13 protein-coding genes are annotated in these 14,084 nt (G+C 70.0%); 8 read left to right on the top strand and 5 right to left on the bottom strand.

Annotated elements, in window-relative coordinates:
* Window positions 1–81 precede the first annotated feature (81 nt).
* The 3 genes from ABIA38_RS43165 to ABIA38_RS43155 all read left to right on the top strand — a co-directional run bounded on the left by ABIA38_RS43165 (window position 82) and on the right by ABIA38_RS43155 (window position 3,269).
* Complete coding sequence (locus ABIA38_RS43165) at window positions 82–1,752, top strand: serine/threonine-protein kinase (protein ID WP_424644507.1); 1,671 nt, start codon at window positions 82–84, stop codon at window positions 1,750–1,752.
* Between the two features lie 126 nt (window positions 1,753–1,878).
* The gene (locus ABIA38_RS43160; RefSeq protein WP_424644506.1) at window positions 1,879–2,727 is read left to right on the top strand and encodes a hypothetical protein; all 849 of its coding nucleotides are present in this window, start codon (window positions 1,879–1,881) and stop codon (window positions 2,725–2,727) included.
* A 353-nt stretch (window positions 2,728–3,080) separates the two neighbouring features.
* On the top strand, window positions 3,081–3,269 hold the full coding sequence (locus tag ABIA38_RS43155; RefSeq protein WP_424644505.1) for a DUF397 domain-containing protein: 189 nt from the start codon (window positions 3,081–3,083) through the stop codon (window positions 3,267–3,269).
* 625 nt (window positions 3,270–3,894) lie between these two features.
* On the opposite strand, the gene ABIA38_RS43150 is transcribed toward ABIA38_RS43155, so the two are convergent.
* The 5 genes from ABIA38_RS43150 to ABIA38_RS43130 form a co-directional block, all read right to left on the bottom strand.
* Entirely contained in the window at window positions 3,895–4,806 is a 912-nt protein-coding gene (locus ABIA38_RS43150) for a helix-turn-helix domain-containing protein (protein ID WP_424644504.1), read from the bottom strand.
* 348 nt (window positions 4,807–5,154) lie between these two features.
* Entirely contained in the window at window positions 5,155–6,093 is a 939-nt protein-coding gene (locus ABIA38_RS43145; RefSeq protein ID WP_424644503.1) for a TauD/TfdA dioxygenase family protein, read from the bottom strand.
* Window positions 6,090–6,830 carry a TetR family transcriptional regulator gene (locus ABIA38_RS43140; protein WP_424644502.1) on the bottom strand — a complete coding sequence of 247 codons (741 nt, stop codon included), beginning with the start codon at window positions 6,828–6,830 and terminating at the stop codon, window positions 6,090–6,092. The genes ABIA38_RS43145 and ABIA38_RS43140 overlap by 4 nt, the downstream gene beginning before the upstream one ends.
* A gap of 96 nt (window positions 6,831–6,926) precedes the next feature.
* Entirely contained in the window at window positions 6,927–7,358 is a 432-nt protein-coding gene (locus ABIA38_RS43135) for a hypothetical protein (protein ID WP_424644501.1), read from the bottom strand.
* A 221-nt stretch (window positions 7,359–7,579) separates the two neighbouring features.
* Window positions 7,580–8,638, bottom strand: coding sequence for a hypothetical protein (locus ABIA38_RS43130; RefSeq protein ID WP_424644500.1), 1,059 nt, complete (start codon window positions 8,636–8,638; stop codon window positions 7,580–7,582).
* A 225-nt stretch (window positions 8,639–8,863) separates the two neighbouring features.
* Here ABIA38_RS43130 and hemL point away from each other — a divergent pair, with 225 nt between their 5' ends.
* The 5 genes from hemL (at window position 8,864) to resB (ending at window position 14,060) form a co-directional block, all read left to right on the top strand.
* Window positions 8,864–10,180 (top strand): glutamate-1-semialdehyde 2,1-aminomutase, encoded by a 1,317-nt coding sequence (gene hemL / locus ABIA38_RS43125; protein WP_424644499.1) that lies wholly within the window; start codon window positions 8,864–8,866, stop codon window positions 10,178–10,180.
* A gap of 2 nt (window positions 10,181–10,182) precedes the next feature.
* Window positions 10,183–10,863, top strand: a complete 681-nt coding sequence (locus ABIA38_RS43120; RefSeq protein ID WP_424644498.1) for a histidine phosphatase family protein — start codon at window positions 10,183–10,185, stop codon at window positions 10,861–10,863.
* 112 nt (window positions 10,864–10,975) lie between these two features.
* Window positions 10,976–11,590, top strand: coding sequence for a TlpA family protein disulfide reductase (locus tag ABIA38_RS43115; RefSeq protein ID WP_424644497.1), 615 nt, complete (start codon window positions 10,976–10,978; stop codon window positions 11,588–11,590).
* Between the two features lie 65 nt (window positions 11,591–11,655).
* A complete protein-coding gene (locus tag ABIA38_RS43110; protein WP_424644532.1) occupies window positions 11,656–12,351 on the top strand; it encodes a cytochrome c biogenesis CcdA family protein in 696 nt (231 codons plus the stop codon).
* Window positions 12,351–14,060, top strand: coding sequence for a cytochrome c biogenesis protein ResB (resB, locus tag ABIA38_RS43105; RefSeq protein WP_424644496.1), 1,710 nt, complete (start codon window positions 12,351–12,353; stop codon window positions 14,058–14,060). Before ABIA38_RS43110 ends, resB begins: the two co-directional genes overlap by 1 nt.
* Window positions 14,061–14,084 lie beyond the last annotated feature (24 nt).

Genomic DNA, 14,084 nt, shown 5'->3' with positions numbered 1-14,084 from the left:
GGATCCGGTCGGTGGGCCCGCCCCGAGTGCGGACCCGCGCGTATTCTCGGGCGAACTGCCCGACAACGAGGGGGACGTCCCGTGAAACCGCTCGAGCCCGAGGATCCGCGGCAGATCGGTGACTACCGAGTGTTTCGCGTACTGGGCGCGGGTGGCATGGGCCGGGTCTTCCTCGGCCGCAACCGGGGCGGCCGGGTGGTCGCGATCAAGGTGGTCCGCGCCGAATTGGCGGACGACCCCGGGTTCCGTGAGCGATTCCGGCGCGAAGTGGACGCCGCGCGCCGGGTCGGCGGCGCCTGGACCGCACCGGTCCTGGACGCGGACACCGAGGCGCGGACGCCGTGGGTGGTCACCGGGTATGTGGCCGGCCCCAGTGTGTCCGAGGCGGTGTCCGGGCGCGGGCCGCTGCCCGAGGAGACCGTCCGCACGCTGGGCGCGGGTCTGGCCGAGGCGCTCACCGCGGTACACGCGGCCGGCCTGGTGCACCGCGACATCAAGCCGTCCAACGTGCTGCTGTCGCTCGACGGGCCGAGGGTGATCGACTTCGGCATTTCGCGCGCGATGGACGCCTCGGTGCTCACCCGCAGCGGGCATACCGTCGGGTCGCCCGGCTTCATGTCGCCGGAACAGGTCGACGGGCGCGACATCGGGCCGCCCACCGACGTGTTCTCGCTCGGCTCGGTACTGGTCTTCGCGGCGACCGGGGTCGGGCCGTTCGGCGAGGGCAGCGGACCGGCGCTGATGTACCGGATCGTCGCGCAGGAGCCGCGCCTGGACGAACTGCCGCCGTGGCTGCGCGAGGTGGTCGCGGCGTGCATGACCAAGCAGGCGGCGTCCCGACCGAGCCCGGCCGAGGTGCTCGCCGCACTGGCACCGGGCGGTACGAGCGACCTGGTGGCCGGCAACTGGCTGCCGGCGGACCTGACCACGGCCCTGTCCCGGCGCGCGATCGAACTCCTGGAACTGGACGAGAACGGGACACCGGACGCGGGCACGTTCGTGGCGACCGGCGGTGGGCCGCCGACGTGGGACGACCGGTCCGACTCGTTGTCCATCGATCCGAATCACATCAAATCGTCACAACTTGCCGACGTGTCGCAGACCTATGTACCGGAGCGGACTCCGCCGCCGCCTCCGCCGAGGGTCCCGCCCAAGGCCACCCGCCGCCACCATGCCTGGCTGATCCCGCTCGTCGCCGCACTGGTCGCGGGCGCGGTCACCGCGACGGTGTTGTTGTGGCCGTCCGGCGGCAAGGACGACCCGGCGGTGAAGACCACGTCGGGCGGCCCGGCCGCGGCACCCGAGCAATCGCCGACCGGCACTGCGAATCCGGCCGCTGCCGGCGGGTCGAGCGGCAAGCCGGGCAGCGCCGACCCACCGAGCGGCTCGGCCGCCATGCCGCAGTCCTACTACGGCACCTGGACCGGGACGGCGACCTCGGCACTGGGCAGCCTGTCCCAGATCACCCTCACTCTCACCGGCGGGAAGGTGGGCGATACCAAGGTCGGCGTCAGCAAGCTCACCGCCACCGGCGTGCTCGGCGAGAGGGCCGATTGTGCGGCCGACCTGGAACTGCTCTCGGTGACGGCGGACAAGGGCGTCGAGATGACCAGCCACCTGACTCGCAATCAGGGGTGCGCGGACGGCCCGGTCATCGTCAAGCAGACGGCGCCGGACAAGCTCGCCTACACGTCGCCGGCCTCGAGCCTCCTGACCTCGACGTCGACGGGCACGCTGACCAGGACCGGCTGAGGCCCCGGCCGGGAACCATCGGGCGCGGCCCATGCGTCAAACTGACACCGAGCACTGTCGAATGCGGAACGGAACGGCCTGTCGGGCCGGTAATGCCCGGTCGAGTGGGGAATGGCGAGTTCGGACATGCGGCACAGCCCTGAGAGCGCGGACGACGACCACGACACCGAGCGGTTGGACGCGCGCTTTCAGGAACTCGTGGTGCAGCTCGCGCCGCAGGTTCCGCTGCCGCCGGTGGCCGGCATCCATCGCGCGGTCCGGCGCCGCCGGGTGCGCAACCGGGTGTCGGCCGGCGCCGCGTCGCTCGTGGTGGTCGCCGGTGCGCTGACCCTGGTCCGGGTCGGGACCGCCGACGACGACTCGCCGCAGCCGCCGCAACACCGGGTCGCCGCGCCCGGGCCCGCACCGGTGTCGACGCCGACCCGTGCGCCCGTGCCGCTGAGCGACGCGCTGTTCCCGGCCCCCCAGGAGTTCCCGGTGGTGGCGGGGGTGTACGACAACTGGCGGGTGGCGGACACCCGCGCCGCGCTCAGGGACGAGCTGGGCCCGTGTACGACGCTGACGTTCTCCGGCCTCGGTACGGTCGAGGCCCAGGAGCGGGTCTACAACCACGACCGGCAGGGCGGCGGCCTGGTGGTCCTGGTCCGCTACCCGGACGAGCACACCGCCGAGGTCGCGACGACCGACCTCACCGGCGGCCTGTCCGGCCCGTGTCCGAGCAACCAGCCCAATTTGGCGGTGGATGGGAAACCCCGGATCAAGGCGTTGACCGCGGACGGCTCCGCGTGGCGCACCCAAGGCATCGTCAACAGCCGGGACCAGTACGTGGATTACGGCGTCGTGCGCAACGGTCCGGTGGTGGCGGTGGTCCAGGAAACGGTGATCGATCCGGCCCGGGTCCCGCCCACGGACCCGTTTCTCCGATTGGTCGCCGGCCTCCGGGATCGCTTGGGAAAGAACGGATCCGGACCCTGATGTTCCGAATTCCGGCCTTCGTCGGGCAATGCCGCAGTACCGGGCAATGTCGCGGCGCCGGTCAATGGCACGGGTGTCGGTCAATGCCGCCGGGGATAGTCGACCGGCGGGTGTTAATGCCGCGAACAGGTGAGCGACGCGGCAATCCGGCACCTGGCTATTTGCCACTCCGGGACGTCGTCCGGCCGATTTCATTCGGATGGGCGCGGCCTGATTCCACGTGTGGCCGACCGCAGGCGCTAAGCTGTGCGCGCGCCCTCGAAGTCGGACAACCCGCAGAGGTGTCCACGCTGCTCGGAATCATCCGGCGGCCGACTTCACTATTCTCATCAGCCCTTTTCGGAGGCAAAGCCATGGCGGAATTCGAGCCGCTGGGACGTGCGTGGCGCAAGAGCAGCGCGAGCGCGGCGACCAACTGTGTCGAGGCCAGGCGGGTGGCCGAGGTCCAGGTCAGGGACTCGAAAGCGCCCGTGTCGCGGCTGGCTTTCCAGGCCCGGCCGTGGGGGGCGTTTCTGCGCGCCACCGGCCGAGCGGCGGAGTGAACGGATCGCCGTCGGCGGCCCGTTCGGGCCCCGACGGACGAGGCGGCCTGCCGGTGGCAGGCCGCGAATGACAGGGCCGCAAGGCCCGGTGCGGGTTGATATCCGTTACCCGATGAGAGTGAGCAGTCCGGCGGCCCGGAGCGTGTAATAAAGCGCCCCTGCTGTTACCGCGGCCACGGCTACCAGCAGGAAGATCACGCGAAGCATCCTCTCGAAGTCGTCCTGCACGAGTTCACCCCCTTTCCCTGATCGGACGTCCTTTCATCTCGACGGTGTGTACCGTGCAAGGGTGGGGAGAGCAGTGTTAATGCCCTCATCTGTGATTGTGCATGGGGATGTCCGCTTCCGCCAGAGTGTGCGGAGTCTGCTATGCCTGGTCCCGGGCAAAAAAGAACGAGTTGCCCCGATAAGTCATAGCATCTGACTTTGGGACAACTCGTTCGAAGCCTCGCAGTGGCCGCTGCGAAACCGTGCTGCTCATCGACATCGAGCAACGGATACCCACCTGTCATTATGCGCAGGAACGCGCAATCAGCCAAGTGGCTCTTGGGATGTAATCACCTCGCATCCTGGCTGCGCGCGTGCAGTCAGCCGGCCTGCTGCCACTATGCGCTCCGCAGATCCCCTACTCGACGGGATCGACGCCGGTGGGCGGGTGCCCCGGGCCGGTTTCGAAACGTTCGAGCGCGGCGTCCAGGAAGGCCGGTGTCCGCTCGCGCGAGGCGAGTTGCTCCAGGCCCCAGAACGTCTCCAGGTAGGAGAGCGGCGAGATGGTCGGCGGGTCCTCCGGGTTGCCCTCGCGGATCACCATGTCGCCGGTGGGGGTCTCGATGAACAGCACCGCCTCGTCCTCGAGGTCGGGGAACTCCATCAGCTGATAGGCGATCCGGGCCCGGGTGTAGAGGCCGGCCGAGAACGGGACCACGCGCAGCGTGATGTTGGGCCAGTCCGCGTACTTGCGCATGCGGCGGATCTGGTGGCGCATCACGGCCGGGCCGCCGACCGCACGGTGCATCACGTTCTCGTCGACGATGAAGTGCAGCGTGGGTCCGTCCGGGCGGATCAGCCGCTCCTGCCGCTCCATCCGCAGGGCGACCTTGTCGTCCAGGGAGGCATCGGGCTCGGTCACCTCGCGCAACACCTCGCGCGCGTACTCCTCGGTCTGCAACAGACCCGGAACCAGGAGCGGTTCGAAGTTGCGGATGACGGTGGCCGAGGACTCGTAGCCGAGTAGCACCTTCGCCTCGGCGGTGAGGATGTTCCGGTACGCGTACCACCAACTGCGCTGCTTCGACGCCCTGGCCATGTCGATGAACTCGGCGACCCGGGCCGGCTCGACCACACCGTAGTGCTGGAGCAGGGCCTTCAGGTCGGTGGTCGAGACGTTGACCTGCCCGGTCTCGATCCGGATCAGCTTGGAGAGCGACCAGTCCATCTCCAGCGCGACGTCCCGTTGGATGTATCCGCAGGCCTCGCGCGTCTGCCGGAGCAGGGCCCGAAGCCTGCGCCCCTGGAACATCGGGTCCCGTGTACCCATCGGCCGCCCCCCAAAGGTCGTCGGCAGCGATCTCGCATCCAGCGAGGACGCAGAACGGGTGGTGCACAAATGCCACCCGGAGAACAGCATCGCGTCGAATCGGCCGAGCCGACAAGCCCTCACCGGGGTCCGAACAACGGATCCGACGCCCCGTCAACTGACGAGGCGTCGGATCCGGGGGAAAGCGGGGTCGACGACCGGCCCCGGCGGTGCGGTCCGGGCGGTCGGTCCGCCAACGCGTAGGACACCGGCGCGGTCCGGGCGGTCGGTTCGCCAACGCGTAGGACACCGGCGCGGTCCGGGCGGTCGGTTCGCCAACGCGTAGGACCCCCGGCGCCGTTCGGGCGGTCAGCCCTCCAACGGGTAGGACTCGGCGCCGTCCGGGCCGACGGATTTGGCGCCCCGGAGGGTCACCCGCTGCATCGACCGACGCATCCCCGGCGGTACGTCGGTGGGGACCAGGTGCACGGTCGCCCGGTTGTCCCAGAACGCGATGCTGCCCGGCTGCCAGCGAAAGCGCACGGAGAACTCCGGGTCGGCGATCTGCGCGTAGAGCAACTCCAGGACGTGGGCGCCCTCTTGGCGGGTCAGTTCGAGGATGTGGCTGGTGAAGTTCGGGTTGACGAACAGCACCTTCTCGCCGGTCTCCGGGTGTACCCGCACCACCGGGTGTACCGCGCGCAGCCCCTCGCCGAGGAACTGCTTCGCGAGCTTGCCCGGCAGTTCGCCGCGCTTGATCGGCAGCGTGTTGTGGTGCACCGCGTGCAATCCGTCGACCAGGTCCTTGAGCGGTTCGGACAGCCGCTCGTAGGCCAGTGCGAGGTTGGCCCACTGGGTGTCGCCGCCGTAGGGCGGCACGATCACCCCGCGCAGGATCGAGGCGGTCGGCGGATCGGGGATGAAGGTGACGTCGGTGTGCCAGCGGCTCTCCACGAAACTGCCCCCGCCGCCCATGGCCAACCGCTCGTTGTCAAGCAGCAGGATCTCCGGGTGTTCGGGGAACGCGGCGGGCAACGTCGGGTGTCCGGGCGCCAGTTCGCCGAAGCGCCGGCCGAACGCCTTGTGCTGCTCCTGGCTCAGGTGCTGGTCGCGGAAGAAGACCACCTTCCACTTCAGCCAGATCGCCCGGATCTCGGCGACCACTTCGGGGTCCAGTGGTTCGGCCAGGTCGACGCCGAAGATCTCGGCGCCGATGTGCCCGGCCATCGGCCGGACCTCCAGGCCGAGTTCGGCGGCCGAGGCGGGGGTGGGGTCCGGGTAGGTGGGTTGGTCGATGGTGCTCGTCATGGTCGAACCTCCTGAGACGGACCGGGTGCCGCAGCGGGCGGGACCGGCCGGCGGGATCGGTCGATCGCGGCCTCGGTCCGGGCGGAGACCGGGGCCAGGTAGAGCGCGACGGCGGTGTCGGTCAGGCCCGCCAGGAAAACCTCCCGGTCGGTCGGGGTGTGCCGGCCGGGGAAGTGCAGCGTCATCTCGCGGTCGGCGAGCGCGTGTGTGAGGTAGGACGACATCAACATCCAGCGCTCGTCCCGTACCCGGGCGGGCAACTCGGCGAGCAGGCCCAGCATTCGCTCACGCACGGTGTACACGCCGCGCGTCCACTCCTCGCGGGCCAGGTCGCGCACCGCGGTGCCCTCCAGGAACGCGGCGTGCACGCAGAAGCGCAGGTACCAACCGGGTTTCCCGACCTCGCCCAGGGTGGCGGCGAGCGGGTACAGGAACGCCTCGACCAGACCCCGGGCGTCGTGCCCGTGCCCGGCCGCGTCGAGTTCGGCCAGCATCGCCAGGCGCCGCGCGTTGATCGGCTCCATCCGATGCCGGAACACCGCGTCCACCAGGGCCTCCTTGGACCCGAAGTGGTAGCGCGCGGCGGCGGTGTTGCGCTGTCCGGCCTGGGCACCGATCTCGCGCAGCGAGACCCCGTTGATGCCGCGTTCGGCGAACAGCCGCTCGGCGGCCTCGATCATCAGCAGCCGGGCACCCGCGCCGCGATCCGACGCCGCAGCGCCGTGCGTCCCTGTCATGGACGCACGTTAAAGCGCGCGGGTTAATAACTCAAGTGGGTTAATCGAGGTTCGACGGCCGGCCCCGCCGGGAGCCCGGCCGGCGCACCGCCGCCGTCACGAATGCATCAGGCAGTACAACTGGTGCCCCGCGTGGTGCAGTTCGCGGGCGAACCTGGTCCAGTCGTGCAACATCCGATAGAGCAGATACGCGTCGCGCGGCACCCGGCGGTCCGGGAACGTCGACCAGATGAAGGCCGCCGCGCCCAACTCCTCCTCGGTCGCGCCGCGCAGCACGCCCATCAACATCGGCGGCAACTGCATCACCGCGTGCGCCGGATGCAGCACGACCAGCTCGAGCGGCGGCGTCGCGTCCTGCGGGGTGTCCCCGAGCAGCGACAACACCATCGCGCTGACCGTCTCCGGTTTCACGAACGACACGTAGGAATTGCTCGCGCGCTCGACCGGGGCGGCCGGATCGATCAGCGGCGGCACCCGCGCCGCGGTCGCGCGATCGGGTGCGCCGAAGTACTCATATGTCACACCCACGTGTGCACCTCCCGACCGAAGTCGGTTTTGTGACACGTGCGCACACCCGTGGCGCCCGACGCCATCGCTCCCTGCTCGCTTGTCTCGGTCTGCTCGCTTGTTGTGTTCTGCGGGGTGATCGAGGGGACTCGTTGAAGATCGTCGCAGGTCGCGAGGGCATCACATACCGCGGTTGGGTAACAGGTGTGCACCACTCGGAACCGGTCCCGCCCCGGCATGCGTCAGGACTCCCGGCCAGGCGGCCCGCCCGAGAAGACCCGCCCGAGCGACATGTCGTTCAACGCCGTGACGAATACGCCCGTTCGTACCGAACCGGCCGAACGGGCGGTGATCTTCACCACGTTCGTGCCGACCACCTCGGCCCGCACGTCGGCGAGCACCGTGCTCCAGGGCACGCCCTGCGCGGTCTGCCCGCCGCCGGTGAACAGCGCGCGCAGTCGATCCGCCTCGGTCCGCGCGGCCGGCTCCGAACCGGCGGCCACGCACAACACGTTGGTCCCGGGTACTCCCGCCTTGCCGGTCACCCCGACGGCAAGCCGCGGGCCGTTCGCCCGCTCGCCGCCGCCGGCCCGGTCGGTGAGCACCGCGGCCAGCGGCCGGTCCAGGCAGTTTGCCAACGCGCGCGCGGTCGGATCGGCGCCGAGCATGGCCCCGCCCCGGGTCAACTCGGCGCCGCGCAACGTCGAGCCGTAACCGATCCGGGTATCGCTGACCCGAACCGCGTTGAAGTGGTTGAGTGCCGACGGCAGTTTTTGGGTCAACGCGTCGTCCAAGGCCAGTTCGTTGTCCGGACGCAGCCGGTAGACGCTCGGCGCGGCCGGATCCGGCTTGCCGCCGAGTTCCTTCAGCTTGCCGAGCACCGCGCCCTTGTCGAAGCCGCCGACCAACACCCCGCCCTGGTACGGCGGTCGGCCGGCCGACCAGGCCTCGTGCGCCTTGGCCGGATCGAAGCCCAGCGCCGGCGCCACCTGATCGCGCATGGTCACCAGGTCGGGATAGCCGGTGCCGAGCAGCGGCCCGTACGGCCCCGCCGGGTCCACCCCGCCGTTGGCCTTCGCAAGCGCCGCGGTGTCGCCGTACTCGAACCAGCCCCGGGTGGAGTCGTCGTCGCGTACCGCGTCCAACGCGCCGCGCAATCCGGTTCGGCCGTCGTCGCCGGAGCTCTTGTCGCACGCGGTGGTGCCGGCCAGCATCAGCAGCGTCGCCAGCGTCGGTACGAGACCGCCGGCTATCCGCCGGCGTCGCCCGGACCGCCCACCTCGACGAGTTCTCGCCGCCACGCGCGCACCCCGATCGTCGTGCTGCACTCCGCCGGACATGCCTCACCCGTGGGCACGGGTCCGGGTCGCCCGATCATACTGCGCCCGACCCCCGGTTTCGCTTGCCGGATCCCCGGGAACCAACGCGTTTGCGCACACACCCGCCCCGGCCTCCATCGGGTTGGTCCACCGGGCGGCGCGCCGGGGGTAGCCGAGGGCGTCCGGTTTGTTTGAGAGCATGACCGGGTGAGCTCTGCCAACGAGAACCCCGCACCCGCCTCCGCCGCCCTGTTCGCGCGTGCGCGGGCCGTCACCCCCGGCGGGGTCAACTCGCCGGTGCGCGCCTTTCGCGCGGTCGGCGGCACGCCCCGCTTCATGGTCTCGGGCAACGGCCCGTACCTGACCGACGCGGACGGCCGGGACTACGTCGACCTGGTGTGCTCGTGGGGCCCGATGATCCTGGGCCACACGCACCCCGCCGTGCAGGAGGCCGTCCGCGAGGCGGTCGCGCGCGGCACCTCCTTCGGCACCCCCGGAGCCGGCGAGGTCGAACTCGCCGAGGAGATCGTCTCCCGGGTGGCCCCCGTCGAGCAGGTCCGCCTGGTCAGCTCGGGCACCGAGGCGACCATGTCCGCGATCCGCCTCGCGCGCGGCTTCACCGGCCGGGCCAAGGTGGTCAAGTTCGCCGGCTGCTACCACGGCCACGTGGACGCGCTGCTCGCCGCGGCGGGCTCGGGCGTGGCCACCCTCGCGCTGCCGGACACCCCCGGCGTCACCGGCGCCTCGGCCGCGGACACGATCGTGCTGCCCTACAACGACCTGGCCGCCGTGGAGTCGGCCTTCGCGGTGTACGGCGACGACATCGCGTGTGTGATCACCGAGGCGGCGGCGGGCAACATGGGCGTGGTCGCCCCGCGTCCGGGCTTCAACGCCGGCCTCAAGGCGCTGTGCGAGCGGCACGGCGCGTTGTTCGTCTCCGACGAGGTGATGACCGGCTTCCGGGTGTCCAAGGCGGGCTGGTTCGGCCTCGAGGGTGTCGTGCCCGACCTGCTGACCTTCGGCAAGGTGATGGGCGGCGGCTTCCCGGCCGCGGCCTTCGGCGGGCGCTCCGACGTGATGTCCCACCTCGCGCCGCTGGGCCCGGTGTACCAGGCCGGCACGCTGTCCGGGAACCCGGTCGCCACCGCCGCAGGCGTCACCACCCTGCGGCACTGCACCGACGCGGTCTACAAGCACCTGGACCGGGTCTCGCTGGCGCTGCGCACCGAGGTCTCGGCCGCGCTGGCCAAGGAGGGTGTCGCGCACACGGTGTCCGCGGCCGGGAACATGTTCTCGATCTTCTTCACCGACCGGCCCGTGCACGACTACGACCAGGCGCGCACCCAGGAGGCGTTCCGCTTCGCCGCGTTCTTCCACGCGATGCTGGACGCGGGTGTCTACCTGCCGCCGAGCGCGTTCGAGGCATGGTTCCTCTCGGCCGCCCACGACGACGCGGCCGTGAACCGTATTCTCGACGCGCTGCCGGCCGCAGCCCGCGCCGCAGCCAGTGCCCAGGAGAACTGACGATGGCTCAGAAGCCGCAGACCAACCGCGACGTGACGATCGTCCACCTCATGCGCCACGGCGAGGTGCACAACCCGCACGGCATCCTCTACGGCCGCCTGCCCGACTACCACCTGTCCGAGCTGGGCCTGAAGATGGCCGAGCGGGTGGCCGACCACCTGGCCGGGCGCGACATCACCCACGTGGTGTCCTCGCCGCTCGAGCGCGCCCAGGAGACCGCCGCCCCGATCGCCGGCCGGCACGGCCTGGAGCTGGCCACCGACGATCGGCTGATCGAGGCGGAGAACATCTTCCAGGGCAAGACCTTCGGGGTCGGCGACGGTTCGCTGAAGAACCCGACGCACTGGAAGCACCTGACCAACCCGTTCAAGCCCTCGTGGGGCGAGCCCTACATCGAGCAGGTGGTGCGGATGATGGGCGCGCTGGGCGCCGCCCGCGACGCCGCGCGCGGGCACGAGGCGGTATGCGTGAGCCACCAGTTGCCGATCTGGGTGACCCGCTCCTTCGTCGAGCGCCGCCGGCTCTGGCACGACCCGCGCAACCGGCAGTGCTCGCTGGCGTCGCTGACCACGTTCACCTACGAGGGGGACAAGATCGTCTCCGTCGGCTACAGCGAACCGGCCCGGGACCTGCTTCCGGCCAAGCTCGCGGGCAAGACGCAGAACAAGAGTTTCGGGGCATAACGCCCCTTTCCTACTCCATTTATTTCAGGGCGAAACGGGATGAACTGAAGCAGTGTCAGCGGCACGACGGACCCCGCGTGGAGCGGCCGTGGGGGCATGCGAAACTTTTCACATGCTCACACGCCGCCTGCCTCGTCGTGCCGCGCTGCTCACCGCCGCGGCCCTGCTCGCACTCACCGGCTGCGGCGGGATGAGCGCCGGCGGCAAGAGCAACGGGGACGGCAAGGGCTACATCGACAGCGACAGCAGCGGCATCGCACGCGCCAAGGCGGCCGACCGCACCAAGGCCCCGAAGGTCACCGGCAAGACGCTGGACGGCAAGGACATCAGCCTCGCCGACTTCAAGGGCAAGGTCGTGGTGCTCAACGTCTGGGGCTCGTGGTGCCCGCCGTGTCGGGCCGAGGCCGCCGACTTCCAGCAGGCGCACACCGAGAGCGCGGACAAGGGCGTGCAGTTCCTCGGGATCAACACCCGCGACGCCACCCAGGCGAACGCGCTCGCGTTCGTCGAGAGCAAGGGCATCACCTACCCGAGCCTGTGGGACCCGGACGCGCGCGAGATCCTCAAGTTCACCGGCAACCTGAACCCGAACGCGATCCCCAGCACGCTGATCATCGACCGTGAGGGTCGGATCGCGGCCCGGGTGCTGCGCGCGGTCACCATCGAGGAATTGCGCTCGATGATCGACCCGGTGCTGAGCGAACCCGTGCCGAACGAGAAGGCCTGATCGGGGTGCTCGTCGCAGCGGAACAGATCAACAACACGGTCTACACGGGGTCGTTGCTCGCGGCCATGCCGATCGCCCTGCTCGCCGGGCTGATCTCGTTCTTCTCGCCGTGCGTGTTGCCGCTGGTCCCCGGCTATGTCAGCTACGTCACCGGGGTGTCCGGGGCCGACCTGAAAGACGCCCGGCGCGGCCGGCTCTTCCTCGGCACCCTGCTGTTCGTGCTCGGCTTCACCGCCGTGTTCGTCTCGATGGGCGCGGCGTTCGGCTACCTCGGCAACACGCTCCTGGAACACCAGGCGACCATCACCAAGGTCTTCGGCGCGATCACCGTCCTGCTCGGGCTGTCCTTCATGGGCGTACTGCCGGGCATGCAGCGCGAGTTCCGGGTGCACAAGAAGCCCGCGATAGGGCTGGTCGGCGCACCGCTGCTCGGCATGGTGTTCGGTCTGGGCTGGACGCCGTGCATCGGCCCGACCCTGACCGCGGTGCTGAACCTGTCCGCGAACGAGGCGAGCGCCAACCGCGGCGCCCTGCTCACCGTGGCCTACTGCCTGGGCCTGGGCGTGCCCTTCCTGGTCACCGCGCTCGCGTTCCGCAAGGCGCTCGGGGCGTTCGGGTGGGTCAAGAAGCACTACGTCTGGGTGATGCGCCTGGGCGGCGGCATGCTCGTGCTGCTCGGCGTACTGATGCTCACCGGGGCGTGGGATCACCTGATGCGCGAGATGCAGTCCTGGGCCGGGCAATACACGATCGGATTCTGATGAGCCTCGAGACCCGCACCGACGACGACCTCGCCCGGGACGACGACGCGCGACCGGTCGCGGCGCCCGAGGCGAGCGCCGACGCCGGGATGTCCACGGCGCCCCGCCAGGACGACGACGAGGAGATCCGCCAACCGCAACTGGGCGTGGTCGGCTGGCTGCGCTGGTTGTGGCGGCAACTGACCTCGATGCGGGTCGCACTGATCCTGCTGTTCATGTTGTCGCTCGCCGCGACGCCGCCGACGCTGATCCCACAGCGGCCGGTCAGCCCGATCAAGGTGAGCCAGTACTTCCGCGACCACCCCGACCGCGCCAAGATCATGGACAAGTTCCAGCTCTTCGACGTGTTCTCGTCGTGGTGGTTCGCCTCCATCTACATCCTGCTGTTCGTCTCGCTCGCGGGCTGCATCGTGCCGCGCTGCTGGGCGCACGCCAAGACGTTGCGGGCCAAGCCGCCGGAGGCGCCGCGCAACTTCTCCCGGCTGCCCGCGTACGCCCGGTGGGAGACCTCGGCGCAGCCGGACGAGGTGCTCACCGCGGCGCGCGCCGCGCTGAAGAAGCGCCGGTTCCGGCTGAATCCGGGCACCGACGCGATCGCGGCCGAGAAGGGCTACGCCCGCGAGAGTGGCAATCTGCTGTTCCACGTCGCGCTGTTCGGCATCCTGGTCGCGTTCGCGCTCGGCAGCCTCTACAGCGTCAAGGGCGGCAAGATCGTGGTCGAGGGCGGCAGTTTCGCCAACGTGCTCACCCAATACGACGACCGCCAGTTCGGCGCGCTCGTGGACGAGGGCAGCCTGGAGCCGTTCGGATTCCGGCTGAACTCGGTCGAGCAGACCTTCCAGCCGAGCGGCGCCAAGCGCGGCGAGCCGAGGTCGTTCACCGCGCATATCGAGTCCTGGTACGGGCACGAGGGCAAGGACAAGACGGGCACGATCCGGGTCAACCACCCGCTGGAGATCGGCGATACGAAGGTCTTCATGATCGCCACCGGCTATGCGCCGGTGGTCACCGTACGCGACGCCAAGGGCAAGATCGCCTACTCGGGCCCGACCGTGTTCCTGCCCCAGGACGGCAACCGCACCTCGACCGGCGTGATCAAGGTCCCGGACGTCAGTGCGGGCCTGAAGCAGCTGGGCTTCAACGGCATCTTCGTGCCGAGCACGCCGGTCAAGCAGGACGGCACCTTCTACCAGGACCCCAAGCGGGGTTGGGTATCGGTGTTCCCCTCGCTGCTGAACCCGGCCCTGGTGTTGAGCGCGTTCGAGGGTGACCTCGGGATGGACTCCGGCATCCCGCAGAACATCTACGCGCTCAAGGCCGACAAGATGACCCAGTTCAAGTCGGGGGATCAGCCCTGGTCGGTGGCGCTCAAGCCGGGCCAGGCGGTGGACCTGCCCAACGGGTCCGGGAGCATAACCTTCGAGGGCGTCAAGACCTGGGCCAACTTCCAGGTCGCCAGCGAACCCGGCAAGGGCCTGGCCCTGTTCAGCGTGGTGGCCGCGATCCTCGGCCTGGTGCTGTCACTGTTCGTTCGCCGCCGCCGGATGTGGGTGCGCGCGGTGGAGGGCCCCGACGGCCACACGGTCGTCGAGGTCGGCGGGCTCGCCCGCACCGAGGGCGGGGGCCTCGGCGATGAGGTACAGGAGTTCGTGGACGCGTTGCGCGAGGCCGCGCCGGCGAACTCACCCGGCAACAAGGTCAAGGAGTGAGCGTGGGCGTCAACGAGAACCTCG

The sequence above is a fragment of the Embleya sp. AB8 genome, assembly GCF_049739465.1.
Classification (GTDB): domain Bacteria; phylum Actinomycetota; class Actinomycetes; order Streptomycetales; family Streptomycetaceae; genus Embleya.
The sequence above is the reverse complement of the archived record's forward strand: the minus strand, read 5'-3'. Positions and strand labels throughout refer to the sequence as shown.

Coding starts and splice junctions, on each gene's coding strand:
- ABIA38_RS43155 (WP_424644505.1), top strand. CDS start 3,081: ATGGCGGAATTCGAGCCGCTGGGACGTGCGTGGCGCAAGAGCAGCGCG.
- ABIA38_RS43120 (WP_424644498.1), top strand. CDS start 10,183: ATGGCTCAGAAGCCGCAGACCAACCGCGACGTGACGATCGTCCACCTC.
- ABIA38_RS43110 (WP_424644532.1), top strand. CDS start 11,656: ATGCCGATCGCCCTGCTCGCCGGGCTGATCTCGTTCTTCTCGCCGTGC.
- ABIA38_RS43145 (WP_424644503.1), bottom strand. CDS start 6,093: ATGACGAGCACCATCGACCAACCCACCTACCCGGACCCCACCCCCGCC.
- ABIA38_RS43115 (WP_424644497.1), top strand. CDS start 10,976: ATGCTCACACGCCGCCTGCCTCGTCGTGCCGCGCTGCTCACCGCCGCG.
- resB (WP_424644496.1), top strand. CDS start 12,351: ATGAGCCTCGAGACCCGCACCGACGACGACCTCGCCCGGGACGACGAC.
- ABIA38_RS43150 (WP_424644504.1), bottom strand. CDS start 4,806: ATGGGTACACGGGACCCGATGTTCCAGGGGCGCAGGCTTCGGGCCCTG.
- ABIA38_RS43140 (WP_424644502.1), bottom strand. CDS start 6,830: ATGACAGGGACGCACGGCGCTGCGGCGTCGGATCGCGGCGCGGGTGCC.
- ABIA38_RS43160 (WP_424644506.1), top strand. CDS start 1,879: ATGCGGCACAGCCCTGAGAGCGCGGACGACGACCACGACACCGAGCGG.